Origin of the sequence: Streptomonospora alba (assembly GCF_000826685.1) — a bacterium.
In the GTDB taxonomy this organism is placed as follows: Bacteria; Actinomycetota; Actinomycetes; order Streptosporangiales; family Streptosporangiaceae; genus Streptomonospora; species Streptomonospora alba.
This window is the reverse complement of the sequence record NZ_JROO01000028.1, coordinates 94,064-107,991: the sequence shown is the minus strand read 5'-3', so window position 1 is coordinate 107,991 and position 13,928 is coordinate 94,064. Positions and strand designations below refer to the sequence as shown.

At 71.2% G+C, this 13,928-nt stretch carries 12 protein-coding genes; 4 read left to right on the top strand and 8 right to left on the bottom strand.

What is annotated here, in order from left to right; all coding sequences use genetic code 11:
• Window positions 1-74: 74 nt before the first annotated feature.
• From mnhG to mbhE, 7 genes are read right to left on the bottom strand one after another with little or no spacing between them, the layout of a single operon-like run.
• Window positions 75-440 (bottom strand): monovalent cation/H(+) antiporter subunit G, encoded by a 366-nt coding sequence (gene mnhG, locus LP52_RS14905; protein ID WP_040274207.1) that lies wholly within the window; start codon window positions 438-440, stop codon window positions 75-77.
• Window positions 427-705, bottom strand: coding sequence for a monovalent cation/H+ antiporter complex subunit F (locus tag LP52_RS14900; protein WP_040274206.1), 279 nt, complete (start codon window positions 703-705; stop codon window positions 427-429). Before LP52_RS14900 ends, mnhG begins: the two co-directional genes overlap by 14 nt.
• Window positions 702-1,322: a Na+/H+ antiporter subunit E gene (locus LP52_RS14895; RefSeq protein WP_052809864.1), complete on the bottom strand. Its 621-nt coding sequence runs from the start codon at window positions 1,320-1,322 to the stop codon at window positions 702-704. Before LP52_RS14895 ends, LP52_RS14900 begins: the two co-directional genes overlap by 4 nt.
• Window positions 1,319-2,848, bottom strand: coding sequence for a Na+/H+ antiporter subunit D (locus tag LP52_RS14890; RefSeq protein WP_040274205.1), 1,530 nt, complete (start codon window positions 2,846-2,848; stop codon window positions 1,319-1,321). The genes LP52_RS14895 and LP52_RS14890 overlap by 4 nt, the downstream gene beginning before the upstream one ends.
• Window positions 2,845-3,219, bottom strand: coding sequence for a sodium:proton antiporter (locus tag LP52_RS14885; protein ID WP_040274204.1), 375 nt, complete (start codon window positions 3,217-3,219; stop codon window positions 2,845-2,847). Before LP52_RS14885 ends, LP52_RS14890 begins: the two co-directional genes overlap by 4 nt.
• Window positions 3,216-3,857 carry an MnhB domain-containing protein gene (locus tag LP52_RS14880; protein WP_040274202.1) on the bottom strand — a complete coding sequence of 214 codons (642 nt, stop codon included), beginning with the start codon at window positions 3,855-3,857 and terminating at the stop codon, window positions 3,216-3,218. The genes LP52_RS14885 and LP52_RS14880 overlap by 4 nt, the downstream gene beginning before the upstream one ends.
• Window positions 3,847-6,495, bottom strand: a complete 2,649-nt coding sequence (gene mbhE, locus LP52_RS14875) for a hydrogen gas-evolving membrane-bound hydrogenase subunit E (RefSeq protein WP_238580928.1) — start codon at window positions 6,493-6,495, stop codon at window positions 3,847-3,849. The genes LP52_RS14880 and mbhE overlap by 11 nt, the downstream gene beginning before the upstream one ends.
• A gap of 500 nt (window positions 6,496-6,995) precedes the next feature.
• On the opposite strand from mbhE, the gene LP52_RS14870 reads away from it, so the two are divergent.
• The 4 genes from LP52_RS14870 to LP52_RS14855 all read left to right on the top strand — a co-directional run bounded on the left by LP52_RS14870 (window position 6,996) and on the right by LP52_RS14855 (window position 11,759).
• Entirely contained in the window at window positions 6,996-9,494 is a 2,499-nt protein-coding gene (locus LP52_RS14870) for a DNA gyrase/topoisomerase IV subunit A (RefSeq protein WP_040274200.1), read from the top strand.
• A gap of 129 nt (window positions 9,495-9,623) precedes the next feature.
• Complete coding sequence (locus tag LP52_RS14865) at window positions 9,624-10,127, top strand: beta-class carbonic anhydrase (RefSeq protein ID WP_040274198.1); 504 nt, start codon at window positions 9,624-9,626, stop codon at window positions 10,125-10,127.
• A 68-nt stretch (window positions 10,128-10,195) separates the two neighbouring features.
• Complete coding sequence (locus LP52_RS14860) at window positions 10,196-10,522, top strand: tetratricopeptide repeat protein (protein WP_040274196.1); 327 nt, start codon at window positions 10,196-10,198, stop codon at window positions 10,520-10,522.
• 115 nt (window positions 10,523-10,637) lie between these two features.
• A complete protein-coding gene (locus tag LP52_RS14855) occupies window positions 10,638-11,759 on the top strand; it encodes an L-cysteine desulfhydrase Cds1 (protein ID WP_040274194.1) in 1,122 nt (373 codons plus the stop codon).
• Between the two features lie 36 nt (window positions 11,760-11,795).
• Here the strand turns inward: LP52_RS14855 and LP52_RS14850 are convergent, their stop codons facing one another.
• On the bottom strand, window positions 11,796-13,901 hold the full coding sequence (locus LP52_RS14850; protein ID WP_040274192.1) for a DNA gyrase/topoisomerase IV subunit B: 2,106 nt from the start codon (window positions 13,899-13,901) through the stop codon (window positions 11,796-11,798).
• Between the last annotated feature and the right edge of the window lie 27 nt (window positions 13,902-13,928).

Genomic DNA, 13,928 nt, shown 5'->3' with positions numbered 1-13,928 from the left:
GCGGTGCGGCGGCCGTCCACATGCCGGTGCCGCCGGGTCCGCACCTGCGAGGGGCGGCAGGCTCCTCGGTTCCCTCAGCCGCCGTCGCCGTCGTCGTCCTCCCGCGAGCGTTCCACCGCGTCGGCGAGCTCGTCGGTGATCAGGTGCCCGGTGCTGATCTCGCCGCGGCTGTAGGCCACGCGCCCGAAGGTCTGGGCCAGCACCGGTGCCGTCAGGAACTGGAACAGCGCCGCCAGCCCCAGCCAGGCGGCGACGCGCGGGTCGGGCAGCTGGAAGGCCGCGCCCGCCAGAACCAGCACCAGTGCGACGGTGTCGGGCTTGGTCGCGGCGTGCACCCGCCCCAGCAGCGTGGGAAAGCGCACCAGCCCGACCGTTCCGGTGAAGGCGAAGGCCGCACCCAGCGGCAGCAGGACGGCGGTGGCGATGTCACCCGCGGTCATGGGCCCTCCTCTCCGCGAAGCGGGCCGCGGTCAGCGAGCCGATGAACCCCAGCAGCGCGAAGGTGATCACCAGGCCGATGTAGGCGTGATCGCCGCGCAGCGCCACCTCGACCGCGATGAAGGTCACCAGCAGCACCGAGACGGCGTTCAGGCACACGAGCCGGTCCATCACCGACGGGCCGCGCACCAGCCGGTACAGGGTCAGCAGCACGGCCGCCCCCAGCAGCACGAAGGTCACCGTGTAGGCGTAGTCCAGCGGATTCATCGGGTCTCCTCCTCGGAGTTCTCCTCGTCGGCCCGGAGCAGCTCCTGCTCCTCGCGCTCGAACTCGTCGATGTCGCGCTGGGTGCCGAACGCGCGGACGAACCGCTCCTCGGTGCGCCGGACTTGGCGGCGCAGATGGCGCACCGAGCGCTCCGAGGAGACGGGGGTGCCGTGGACGTAGAGCACGCCCTCCTCGCGGTTGAGCTCGATCACCAGGCTGCCGGTGATCAGCGAAAGCCCGGCGCTGACCATTACCAGCAGCAGGTCGGAGTCGGTGCGCATGGGCACCGCCACGATGGCGCCGCGCATCTGCGCGGGCCGCCAGAGCGCATGGAACGCCACCCGCACGCTGGAGACGAGCATGTCCACGGCGATATGGCCGATCAGCAGCACGATACGCAGAGGGCGGAAGCGCAGCCGCACGGGCAGGTGCGGCAGCCGCGCGGCGTAGTAGCAGCCCGCCGCGACACCGGCTCCGGCCACGACAGTGCCCGGGCTCGCGTCGCCCCACAGGATCACCCACATGAGGGTCAGCCACACGGCCATGACCAGCCGGCCGAGCAGCTGCCTGCGGACAGGGCGCCCCGGTTCGGCGCCGGCGTCCGACGGTGCGCTCATCGGGCGGCCCCCTCCCCCAGTACGGCTTCGATGTAGGCGGTGCCGTTCATCAGGTCGTGCCCTGCGATGAAGGCGATCTCCGACAGCGGGCCCGCCGCGCCGGCCACCACCAGCCCGATCGCGACCATGACACCGGTCATGGCCGCCATGAACCGCAGGCCCGCCAGGTGGGAGCCGCGCTTGAGGCGCTCTCGGGCCTCGACCATGTCGGGCATCGGCGTCCCCCAGAATCCGCGCACCCAGATGCGGAAGACGGCCATGACGGTCAGCAGGCTGGTGGCCACCCCGGCCGCGAGGGCGGTGTAGACGAGCCAGCCGCCGACGCCCACTCCGGCCTGGAACAGGGCGGCCTTGGCGACGAAACCCGACAGCGGCGGCAGCCCGGCCAGGCTCATCGCGGGGATGAAGAAGTAGAAGGACATCACGGGCGAGACGGTGTTGAGCCCGCGCATGGCGCGCAGCGAGCTGTGCCCGGCGTACTGCCGGATCAGCCCGTTGACCAGGAACAGGTTGGCCTGGACGACGATGTGGTGCACCAGGTAGACGACCACGGCGGCCAGACCCGCCACGGAGTTCAGCCCCAGCCCGAAGATCATGAACCCGATGTGGCTGACCAGCGCGAAGGACATCAGCCGGTTGATGTCGTCCTGTACGAGGGCGCCGAAGATGCCCACGAGCATGGTCGCGATCGCCACGCACAGCAGCACCGCGGAGATGTCGTCGCGCCCGAAGAGCAGGGTCTGGCTGCGGATGATGGCATAGACAGCGACCTTGGTGAGCAGCGCGGCGAAGATGGCCGAGATCCGGGTGATGGCCACGGGGTAGCTGTCGGGCAGCCAGAAGTGCATGGGCACCAGCGCGGCCTTGATGCCGAAGACGACGAGGAACAGCAGCGCGAGAACCATGCGCAGCTCTTCGGGGGCGCCGCCCAGCTTCACGGCGATGTCGGCCAGGTTGACGGTGCCGGTCAGCCCGTAGATCAGCGCGATACCGGTCAGGAACAGGATCGAGGAGGTCAGGCTGACCACGGTGTAGATCATGCTGGCGCGCACCCGGGCGCGCGTGGGCGCCTGGGTGATCAGCGCGTAGCTGGCCGTCAGCATGATCTCGAAGCCGACGAACAGGTTGAACAGGTCGCCGGCCAGGAAGCACAGGCACACCCCGGCGGTCAGCACCAGGTAGATGGGGTGGAACACCTGCGGCATGGCGCGGCTGAGCCCGGCGATGTCCTGGCCGATGGCGAACAGCTGCACCACCAGCAGCACGACCGCCGAGACCGCCAGCATCAGCGACGAGAGCGGGTCGGCGACGACGGTGACGCCCAGCGGCGCCTCCCAGGCGCCGGCCTGGCTGGTGATCACGGACCCGTCGGCTGTGACGCGCAGCAGCAGCACGGTGTCCACCACCACCGCGGTCAGCGCGGCCACGGCGACGCCCTGCTGCAGCCGCGGGGCGCGGCGCATCAGCAGCGAGGCGGCGGCTCCCAGCAGCGGCACCAGGACCGGCACGGCCAGCAGTGTGTTCACGACGAGTCCTCCGGCTCCGAGAGCCGCCCGATGCGGCGGTCCTCCAGGTCGGCGGGGACCTCGTCGTTGTCGTCGCCCAGCCATACCCGGTAGGCCAGCGCGAGCAGGAACGTGGTCACACCGAAGGTGATGACGATCGCCGTCAGCGCCATGGCTTGGGGCAGCGGGTCGGAGATGGGCCCGTCCTTACCCGTCAGCAGCGGCGGCAGGGTGATGGCGTGGTCGGTGAGCATCAGCGAGAGGTTGGCCGCGTGCCCCAGGATGACGATGCCGAAGACCACCCGCATCAGGGAGCGCTGGAGCAGCAGGTAGAAGCCGGTGGAGTAGAGGACGGCCACGGCGAAGATGAGCACGAGTCCCGGAGCGTTCACGGCCTCTCCCCCTTCGCGGCGCCCGCGCCGCCGCTCCTGCGGCGGCCCCGGATCTCCTCTTCCTCGGCCTCCATGCGCGCACCCAGGGCGGCGACGACGGAGAGCACCAGGCCGACGACGATGAGGAACACCCCCGATTCGAAGAGCAGGTAGCTGGCGAACTTCACTTCGCCGAAGAGGGGCAGGTGGTGGGCGGTGTAGCTGTAGACCTCCAGCATCGGGTGGCCGGCCAGCAGCGGGGCGGCGGCGGTGCCGCAGACCAGCAGCATGCCCAGTGCGAGCAGGCCGTTGGGGCGCATCGGTATACCGGCCGCGAGCTCGCGGCGGCCGCCGGCGATGTAGCGCAGCACGTAGGCCATGCTGGCCACCAGGCCGCCGGCGAACCCGCCGCCGGGCCGGTCGTGGCCGGAGACCAGCAGGAACACCGAGAACACGAGGATGGCGGGGGTCAGCAGCCGCGCGGCGACCTCCAGCAGCACCGAGCGCGGGCCGAACGCAGGCCGCACCGCGGTGCTCAGCCACCGCTCGCGGGGCGCTTCCCAGTTCTCCGGCGGTGCGCCGCTGCGGTCGGCGCGTCCCCATTCGCCCGCGGCGCGCCCCGGGCTGGGCCCTGCGCGGGCCGGTTCGTCACCGCTCATCGTCGCTGTCCTCCCCCTGCTCGCTGTCGCCGCGCCGGCCCCCGGCCGGCCCTTCCGACTCGTCCGGCGCTTCCGGCGCTTCCGGCGCTTCCGGCGCCTCCGCGTCAGCGTCGGCCGCATCCGACTCCGGCCCCCGCCGGGGATCGCGCTCGGCGGGCTCGCCACCCACCGCCTCCGCACCCGCCGTGTGTACCGGCAGCGCGAGCGCGCCGGTACCGGGCGGCCCGGGGTCCTCGCCGGTACCGCCGGCATTCCCGGGTGCCGGAACCGCGGGCTCGGCCGAGGACTCGTCGACCACCCTGTCGCGCCGGTTCAGCAGCACCAGCGAGGACACCGCCACCGCTGCGGTGACCAGGACGACGACCTCGCCCAGCGTGTCCAGCGCGCGGAAGTCGGCGAGGATCATGTTCACGAGGTTGGTACCGCCGGCCTCGCCGGCGCGGTCGGCGTAGCCCGTGGAGACGGGATCGCCGGACCGCGCCGCGGTCATCAGCCACAGCGCGAGAGCGATGAAGCTGCCCGCGGCCGTGCACAGCAGTACGGTCAGCCGCTTTCCCCACCCGTCGGGCCGCACGCTGAAGGTCGTGGGCAGCCGGCGCAGGACGAAGACGAGGATGATCGTGGTCAGCGTCTCGACCAGGACCAGGGTGAGCGCGAGGTCGGGCGCGCCGTGCAGCACGAACAGCCCGGCGGTGCCGAACCCGACCACGTTGAGCAGGATCAGCGAGGGGAAGCGCCGGTGCTCGCGCACGGTGGCGATGGAGGTGACGACGATGACCGTCGCCACCAGCAGCTCCAGGGGACTGTCCCAGATCCGCAGCCCGTCCTCGGGACCGGGCACGGCGATGCCGCCCGTGATGAGCCCGGCCACCAGCCGCACGCCCGGCAGGGCCAGGATCGTGGCGAGGATGATGCCCAGGTACACGGGCAGGGACCCGCTCTGGGAGCGCCGGGTGACGCTCAACGCGACGGTGTAGACCCCGTGCAGGAACAGGTGGTAGCCGTACTCGGCGTCGGGCCAGCGCGGCATCGCGTTCTGCAGCCGCCCCACGGCCCGGCGCTTGAGGAACAGCGCCACGCCGGCGGCCACCACGAGCACGGTCAGCAGCAGCGTCGGCGTCAGGCCGTGCCACAGCGCCAGATGGTAGGGCTTGTGCCCGGCCGGCAGCGCGTGGGCGTAGCCCTGGGCGAGGTGATCGACGAGTGCGGGTGCGATCCCCAGGACGAGGCTCAGGGCGGCCAGCACGACGGGGGCGGCGGCGAAGAGCGGCGAGGGCGCCCCCGCTCGGTTCTCGGCCACGGTGGGTTTGACGGCGAAGGCACCCCAGACGAACCGCGCGCTGTAGGCGAAGGTGAGGACGGAGGCCAGCGCGACCCCGGCCAGCATCGCCCCGGCCGCCACGGGCGGCGGCGAGGGGGCCGCCCCAGGCACGAACGCCTCCAGGGCCGCCTCCTTGGCGGCGAACCCGATCAGTGGCGGCAGCCCGGCCATCGACGCCGCGGCCAGGGTGGCGACCGCCGCCAGGAGGGGCATGCGCCGTCCCAGCCCGCTGAGCCGGCTGATGCTGCGGGAGCCGGTCTCGTGATCGATGACGCCCACACTCAGAAACAGCGCCGACTTGAACAGGCCGTGGGCGATGAGCGTGCCGATCATGGCCGTGGCGGCCACCTGGGTGCCGGCGCCGCCGAGCAGGGTCAGAAACCCCAACTGGCTGACGGTGCCGTAGGCCAGCAGCAGCTTCAGGTCGTCCTGGCGCAGGGCCCGCCATCCGCCCACGATCATGGTGGCCAGGCCCACCGACAGCACCAGGGCCTGCCACACGCCGGCCTCGGCGAAGCCCGGGGCCAGGCGGGCGACGAGGTAGACCCCGCCCTTGACCATGGCGGCGGCGTGCAGATAAGCGCTGACCGGAGTGGGGGCGACCATCGCGGCCGGCAGCCAGAAGTGCAGCGGCACCTGTGCGGACTTGGCGAAGGCGCCCACAAGCACCAGGACGAGGGCCCCCGTCAGCCACGGACCGCCCTCCGGAGGGTCGGCCACCAGGCCCGAGATGCTGTAGTCGCCGGCGGCCGTGCCGAGCATGATGAACCCGATGAGCATCAGCAGCCCGGTACCGGTGGTGGTGACCAGCGCCTGGGTGGCCGCGCGCCGCGCCTGCTCCTTGTGGTCCTCGTGGCCCACCAGCAGGAAGGAGGTGATCGAGGTCAGCTCCCAGAAGACGTACAGCGCGAAGAGGTTGTCGGTGGTGACCACGCCGAGCATGGACCCGGCGAACAGCACCATGATCGCGGCCAGCCGGCCCAGGCCGCGCTCATCCGCACGGAAGTAGGCGGCGCAGTAGCCGAAGATGATCGCGCCCACCCCGCTGACCAGCAGCGTCATCGCCAGGGAGAGTCCGTCGACGCGGAAGTCCAGGCCGATCTTCAGCGCGGGCGCCCAGGCGATGCCGGCCGTCACCGGGGCGCCGGAGAGGATTCCGGAGGCGTTGGCCAGCGCCCACACAGCCGCAGCGGCGGGCGGCAGCCCGGCGAGCAGGAAGATCCGGGCGCCGAAGCGGTCGGCGAGCAGCGGCAGCAGCGCCGCCACGGCGGCGTGCAGCGCGAGGATGGCAGGCAGCAGCATGGGCGTGTCGCTCATCGTCGATCGGACCGGCGGTGGCACAGGGCCGCCGGGCGGCGGTCGGAGGGGGCCGGCAGGGTGCGCTGGACGAACGGGGCCGCGGCGAGGCCGGAATCCGCCGGGAACGCGCGAAACGCCACATACGCCGGTCGCAGCCACCGCCCCCGCTTTGACTGCCCCCGGAACGGATGTAGCATTCGCCGCCTCCCATCGCCCTCACCGGCTGCACACACTGCGTAGCGCACCTCGACCCGCCTGCGCAGGCACATCCGTGGGCGGGTCGCCTCCGTGCGTCGCCCCTTCGGAGGCGTGACTCATCTCACCCGCGTTCGCTGTACGGGACTGTCGCCGTGGTCCTCCCCGTCACGCACCGTGGGCATCGTCGCGACAGCGTCGGCGTCGAAGCCCGCGGGCGCCCCAAATTACCGGCATTTTGACGGAATCCTAACGCGACGCGGCGGGCCGGGCGCGGGCGCCCCGGTTCGCGATGGTCGGCGCGGCGGGCCAGAATTGCCGACATGGCCCGTACAACCTCTCCACCACCTCCCGAGGAACTCGCTGAGAAGATCATCGACATCGACGTGTCCGAGGAGATGCGCGGCAGCTTCCTCGAATACGCCTATTCGGTGATCTATCAGCGGGCGCTTCCCGACGCCCGCGACGGGATGAAGCCGGTCCAGCGGCGCATCCTCTACCAGATGAACGAGATGGGGCTGCGCCCCGACCGCGCCCACGTCAAGTGCGCCCGCGTGGTCGGCGAGGTGATGGGCAAGCTGCACCCGCACGGCGACAGCGCCATCTACGACGCCATGGTGCGGATGAGCCAGCCCTTCTCGATGCGGGTGCCGCTCGTCGACGGGCACGGCAACTTCGGCTCCCTGGGCGGCGACGACGCGCCGGCGGCCATGCGCTACACCGAGGCCCGACTGGGCCGGGCCGCCCAACTGCTGGTGTCCTCGCTGGACGAGAACGTCGTCGACTTCCAGCCCAACTACGACGGCCAGGAGAACGAGCCCGAGGTCCTGCCCGCCGCCTTCCCCAACCTGCTCGTCAACGGGGCCTCGGGGATCGCCGTCGGCATGGCCACCAACATGGTTCCGCACAACCTGGGCGAGGTCATCACGGCGGCGCGCCACCTGATCGCGCACCCCGACGCCTCGCTCGAGGACCTGATGGAGTACGTGCCGGGCCCCGACCTGCCCACGGGCGGCACGATCGTCGGGCTCGACGGCGTCCGCGACGCCTACCGCACGGGGCGGGGCACCTTCCGCACACGCGCCACCGTCAGCGTCGAGAAGGTCTCGCCGCGCCGCACGGGACTCGTGATCACCGAGCTGCCCTACAACGTGGGTCCGGAGAAGGTCGTCAGCCGCATCAAGGAGCTGGTGCAGAACAAGAAGCTGCAGGGCATCAGCGACCTGAAGGACCTCACCGACCGCAATCAGGGCTTGCGCCTGGTCATCGAGCTCAAGAACGGCTTCAACCCCGAGGCCGTACTGGAGGAGCTCTACCGCCTGACGCCGATGGAGGAGAGCTTCGGCGTCAACAACGTCGCCCTGGTCGACGGCCAGCCGCACACGATGGGGCTGCTCGACCTGCTGCAGGTGTTCGTCGACCACCGCCTCGACGTCGTCCGGCGCCGCTGCGAGCACCGCCGCGCCAAGCGCGAGGAGCGGCTGCACCTCGTCGGGGGCCTGCTGGTCGCGCTGCTGAACATCGACGAGGTCATCGCGCTGATCCGCGATTCCGAGGACACCGCCCAGGCGCGCCAGCGGCTGATGACGACCTTCGAGCTGTCCGACACCCAGGCGCGCTACATCCTCGACACCCCGCTGCGCCGCCTGACCAAGTACGACCGGCTGGAGCTGGAGAACGAGCGCGACCAGCTGCGCAAGGACATCGAGGAGCTGACCGCCGTCCTGGAGTCCGACTCCAAGCTGCGCCGGCTGGTCTCCAAGGAACTGGGCGAGGTCGCCAAGGACTACGTCACGCCGCGGCGCACCGTGCTGCAGGAGAGCTCGGGCGAGACCCGCAACGCCTCGATCCCCCTGGAGATGGCCGACCGGCCCTGCCACGTCCTACTCAGCTCCACGGGCCTGCTGGGCCGCAGCTCCGGGCAGCACGTGCCGCCGATGCACGACGGGTTGCGCACCCAGCACGACGCCGTTGCGGCCTCGGTGCCCACCACCTCGCGCGGCGACATCGGGCTGATCACCGACTTGGGACGGGCGATCCGCGTGCCGGTGGTGGAGCTGCCCGAACTGCCCGACGACGCCTCCGACTCCCCGTCACAGGCCCATGGCCTGCCCGTCGAGGAGTTCGTCCAGCTGGAGGAGGGTGAGCGCGTCGTCTCGGTGGCGGCCCTGGACGACGACGGCCCCGGCATCGCCGTAGGCACCGCCCAGGGCGTGGTCAAACGGGTGGCCTCGGAATCGCCGCCCAACAAGGACGACTTCGAGATCATCGGCCTGCGCGACGGCGACCGGGTCATCGGCGCTTCGCAACTGGCCACCGGCGACGAGGACCTGGTCTTCGTCACCACCGAGGCGCAGCTGCTGCGCTTCCCCGCCGAGGCCGTCCGTCCGCAGGGCCGGCCCGCCGCCGGCGTGGTCGGCGTGCGCCTGCCCGAGGACGGTCGGGCGCTGTGGTTCGGCGCCGTGCCGGTACCCGAGGACACCGTGGTGCTCACGGTGGCCGGAAGCACCGAGGAGTTGCCCGACACCGGCGGCGGATCGGCCAAGGTCACCCCGTTCGAGGCATTCCCGACCAAGGGGCGGGCCACCGGCGGTGTACGCTGCCAGCGCTTCCTCAAGGGTGAGGACCGGCTGGTCCTGGCGTGGATCGGCCGGTCGCCGGCCCGTGCGAGCCGGGCCGACGGCGGCCCGATCCGGCTGCCCGACCTCGACGAGCGCCGCGACGGCTCCGGCGAGCCGCTGCCGCGGCCCATCGCCGTGGTCGGAACCGGCCGCACCGACACCGGCCTGGCCTCGGCCGCCGGCTCCGGTACGACCGGCTGAGCACGGCCTCCGGTGCACCGCGGGCGCACCGGAGGCCGCCATCGACGTCCTCGGCGCGGCCACGCGGCGCGTGCGCCCACGCGCAGCGCTCCGGGACCGCGCCGGCCCGACTTTCCAGAGGAGCCTCTCGTGAACAGCGCCTTCGACGACCTCTTCACCGCCAACGCCGAGTACGCCGCCGACTTCCGCCTGGGCGGCCTGGCCCCGGTCGCGGCACGCGGTCTAGCCGTGGTGACCTGCATGGACTCGCGGATCGAACCGCTGCAGACACTGGGACTCACGCCGGGGGACGCCAAGATCCTGCGCAACGCCGGCGCCCGGGTCACCGACGACACCCTGCGCACGCTGGTGCTGGCCGTCTACCTGCTGGAGGTCGACCGGGTCCTGGTCATGCCGCACACCCGGTGCAAGATGGCGTCGGTCTCCGGCGACGACGAGGTGCACGACCTCATCGAGCGCAACCACGGGGTCGACACCCGCAGCCTGGAGTTCCACACCGACAGCGACCAGATCGGCGCGCTGCGCCACGACCTGGAGCGCGTCCGCCACCATCCGCTGCTGCCGCGCGACCTGCCGGTGGCCGGGGGGCGCTACGACGTCGACACCGGCCGGGTCGAGCCCATCGAGGTGTAAGGCCCCCGTGTTGCGGGAATAGGGCATTCCGCTTCGGGGTTGTGCTAACCCGACGAAGGGAGTGCCTGGTGCAGGAGACGACCTACGAGACGTTCAGCCGCGGCCAAATGTACTTCGACCTGGGCGACTACATCGAGGCCGCCCGCATCCTGAAGCCCATCGCCGAGGTCGAGCCCGGCAGCCGCTCCATCCTGGAGCTGCTGGGCCGCGCCTACTTCCACTCCGCCCAACTCACCAAGGCCGAGAAGACGTTCCGGCGCATCATCGATCTCGACCCCTGCGACAGCTGGGCCCACATCGCTCTGGCTCGCTCGCTGGAGCGCCAGAGCCGCATCGACGAGGCCGCTCCCTACCGGCGGATGCACGCGGTCATGTCGGGCGGCTCACTGGACTGACCGCCCGTCCCCCGCGCCCGCCGCAGGGCGGTGCCGCCGACGCGCATCGAGGGGCTCTCCGCCCGTGGAGAGCCCCTCGGCGCGTTCTGGCGGCGAGCAGCGGTAAGGTCGCCGCATGACCGCACAGGATGACGAGGACGGCCCCTGTGTGGAGCGCTCCTCCACCCGCACGCGCGCCTGGGTCGACGAGGCGGTCCGCCGGGTCGTCGCCGACGCCAACCGCTCCGCCGACACCCACCTGCACGTCTTCCCGCTGCCGCCGGAGTGGGGCATCGACCTCTACCTCAAGGACGAGTCGGTCCATCCCACCGGCAGCCTCAAGCACCGATTGGCGCGGTCGCTGTTCCTCTACGCTCTGGCCAGCGGCTGGATCGGCGAACACACCACGATCGTGGAGGCCAGTTCGGGTTCCACCGCGGTCTCCGAGGCCTATTTCGCCCGGCTGATCGGGCTGGAATTCGTCACGGTGGTTCCGCGCACCACCAGCCCGGAGAAGATCGCACTCATCGAGCGCTACGGCGGCCGGTGCCACTTCGTCGACGTACCCTCCGAGATGTACTCCGAGGCCGAGCGGCTGGCCGCCGAGAGCGGCGGCCACTACCTCGACCAGTTCACCTACGCCGAGCGGGCCACCGACTGGCGCGGCAACAACAACATCGCCGAGTCGATCTTCGAGCAGTTGGCCATGGAGCGCCACCCGGTGCCCGAGTGGATCGTCGTGGGCGCCGGGACCGGCGGGACCTCGGCCACCATCGGGCGCTACGTGCGCTACCGCAGGCACCACACCCGGCTGGCCGTCGTCGATCCCGAGAACTCCGCGTTCTTCCCCGGCTGGGTCACCGGCGCCTCCGACTACGCCACCGGGATGCCCTCGCGCATCGAGGGAATCGGCAGGCCGCGGATGGAGCCCAGCTTCGTGCCGTCGGTCATCGACCTGATGGTGCCTGTGCCCGACGCGGCCAGCATCGCGGCGATGCGCCACCTCAACGCGGTGACGGGACTGAGCGCGGGCGGCTCCACCGGAACCAACATGTGGGGCGTGTGGCACCTGATCGACAGGATGCTGCGCGAGGGCCGGCGCGGCAGCGTGGTCACGCTCATCTGCGACGGCGGCGAGCGCTACCGGCACAGCTACTACGACGACGCCTGGCTGGACGAGCGCGGCATGGACCCGGCCCCCTATACCGCAGCGGTGGAGCGCTTCCTGGCCACAGGCGTGTGGCGCCCGCCCGAGTGAACGGCCGCGGGAGGAGGAGCCGGGAGGGCGGGCCGGTCACATGTCGATGCGGCTGGTGTCGAGTTCCTGGGCTCCCTGGGAGATGAACTCGCGGCGGGGAGCCACCTGGTTGCCCATGAGCAGGTCGAACACCGACGCGGCCTCCTCGGCGTGCTCGACGCGGATGCGGCGCAGCGTGCGGTGGCGGGGGTCCATGGTGGTCTCCGCGAGCTGGTCGGCGTCCATCTCGCCCAGGCCCTTGTAGCGCTGCACCGGCTCCTTCCAGGTCAGGCCCTTCTTCTCCAGCTCAAGCAGCCGCCGCTGAAGCTCGGCGTCGGTGTAGGTGTAGATGTAGCGGTCCTCGGGCTTGGCGCCCCGCTTCTTGCGCACGTTGGTCAGCTCGACGCGGTGCAGCGGCGGCACGGCGGCGTAGACCCGGCCCGCCTCCAGCATCGGGCGCATGTAGCGGTAGAACAGCGTCAGCAGCAGGCAGCGGATGTGCGCGCCGTCGACGTCGGCGTCGGCCATGATGATGACCCGGCCGTAGCGGGCCGCGTCGATGTCGAAGGTGCGTCCCGATCCGGCTCCGATGACCTGCAGCATCGCGGCGCACTCGGCGTTTTTGAGCATGTCCGAGACCGAGGACTTCTGCACGTTGAGGATCTTGCCGCGGATCGGCAGCAGCGCCTGGAACTCCGAGTCGCGTGCGAGCTTGGCGGTACCCAGCGCGGAATCGCCCTCGACGATGAACAGCTCGCTGCGGTCCAGCCCTTCGCTGCGGCAGTCGACCAGTTTGGCCGGCAGCGCGGAGCTCTCCAGCGCGTTCTTGCGCCGCTGGGTCTCGCGCTGCTGGCGGGCGGCGATGCGCGCCTTGGCGGCGTTGACCACCTTGTCCAGCACGGCGCGGGCCTGCTGCTTCTCACCGCGGCGGGTGGAGGCCAGGAAGGCGCGCAGCTCCTTGCCCACGACCTGGGAGACGATGCGCGAGGCCGCCGAGGTGCCCAGGATCTCCTTGGTCTGGCCCTCGAACTGCGGCTCGGGCAGCCGCACGGTGATGACGGCGGTCAGCCCTTCGAGGATGTCCTCTTTGGTGACCGGGTCGTCCTTGTCCTTGAGCAGCTTGCTGGCCCGCAGTTGGTCGTTGACCACCCGCACCAGCGCCCGCTCGAAGCCGGTGATGTGCGTGCCGCCCTTGGGGGTGGCGATGACGTTGACGAAGGAGCGCGTGGTGCTCTCGTAGCCGGTGCCCCAGCGCAGGGCGATGTCGACCTCCAGGTGGCGGTCGACGTCGGTGGGGGTCATGTGGCCCTGGTCGTCGAGCACCGGAACGGTCTCGGTGAACTGGCCCGAGCCCTGGATGCGCAGGACGTCGTTGACGGCCTCGTCGGGGGCCAGGTACGTGCAGAACTCCCCGATCCCGCCGTCGTAGCGGAACTCCTCCTCGTAGGGGCCCTCCTCGGGGAAGCGCTCGTCGCGCACCGCGATGGTCAGCCCGGGGATCAAGAACGCGGTCTGGCGCGCACGGTCCAGCAGAGACTCGCGGGTGACGTCGGCGTCCTTGAGGAAGATCTGGCGGTCGGCCCAGAAGCGGATGCGCGTGCCGGTGACCTTCTTCGAGACCCGGCGGACCTGCTCGAGACCGGATCCGGGGGTGAAGGCGGCGTCGGGCCCGTCTCCGTCGAATCGGCCGGGGATGCCCCGGCGGAAGCTGATCGCATGGGTGTGGCCCTGCCGGTCGACCTCGACGTCCAGGCGACCCGAAAGCGCGTTGACGACCGAGGCGCCGACGCCGTGCAGGCCGCCGGAGGCGTTGTAGGAGCCCGATCCGAACTTGCCGCCGGCGTGCAGCTTGGTCATGACCAGCTCGACGCCCGACAGGCCGGAACGGGGCTCGACGTCGACGGGGATGCCGCGGCCGTTGTCCCGGACCTCGACCGATCCGTCGCCGTAGAGCACGACGTCGATGCGCGTGCAGTATCCGCCCAGGGCCTCGTCGACGGAGTTGTCGATGACCTCCCACATGCAATGGGTCAGGCCGCGGCTGTCCGTGGACCCGATGTACATGCCGGGGCGCTTACGGACCGCCTCGAGTCCTTCCAGGACCGAAAGATGCCGCGCGGAGTAGTCTTCGGGCTCGTCGACGGCTGCGGTTAGGGCGGTCACGTGGGGCTCTCCTGCGTTGGACGGAAC

Coding starts and splice junctions, on each gene's coding strand:
- mnhG (WP_040274207.1), bottom strand. CDS start 440: ATGACCGCGGGTGACATCGCCACCGCCGTCCTGCTGCCGCTGGGTGCG.
- LP52_RS14900 (WP_040274206.1), bottom strand. CDS start 705: ATGAATCCGCTGGACTACGCCTACACGGTGACCTTCGTGCTGCTGGGG.
- LP52_RS14895 (WP_052809864.1), bottom strand. CDS start 1,322: ATGAGCGCACCGTCGGACGCCGGCGCCGAACCGGGGCGCCCTGTCCGC.
- LP52_RS14880 (WP_040274202.1), bottom strand. CDS start 3,857: ATGAGCGGTGACGAACCGGCCCGCGCAGGGCCCAGCCCGGGGCGCGCC.
- mbhE (WP_238580928.1), bottom strand. CDS start 6,495: ATGAGCGACACGCCCATGCTGCTGCCTGCCATCCTCGCGCTGCACGCC.
- LP52_RS14870 (WP_040274200.1), top strand. CDS start 6,996: ATGGCCCGTACAACCTCTCCACCACCTCCCGAGGAACTCGCTGAGAAG.
- LP52_RS14855 (WP_040274194.1), top strand. CDS start 10,638: ATGACCGCACAGGATGACGAGGACGGCCCCTGTGTGGAGCGCTCCTCC.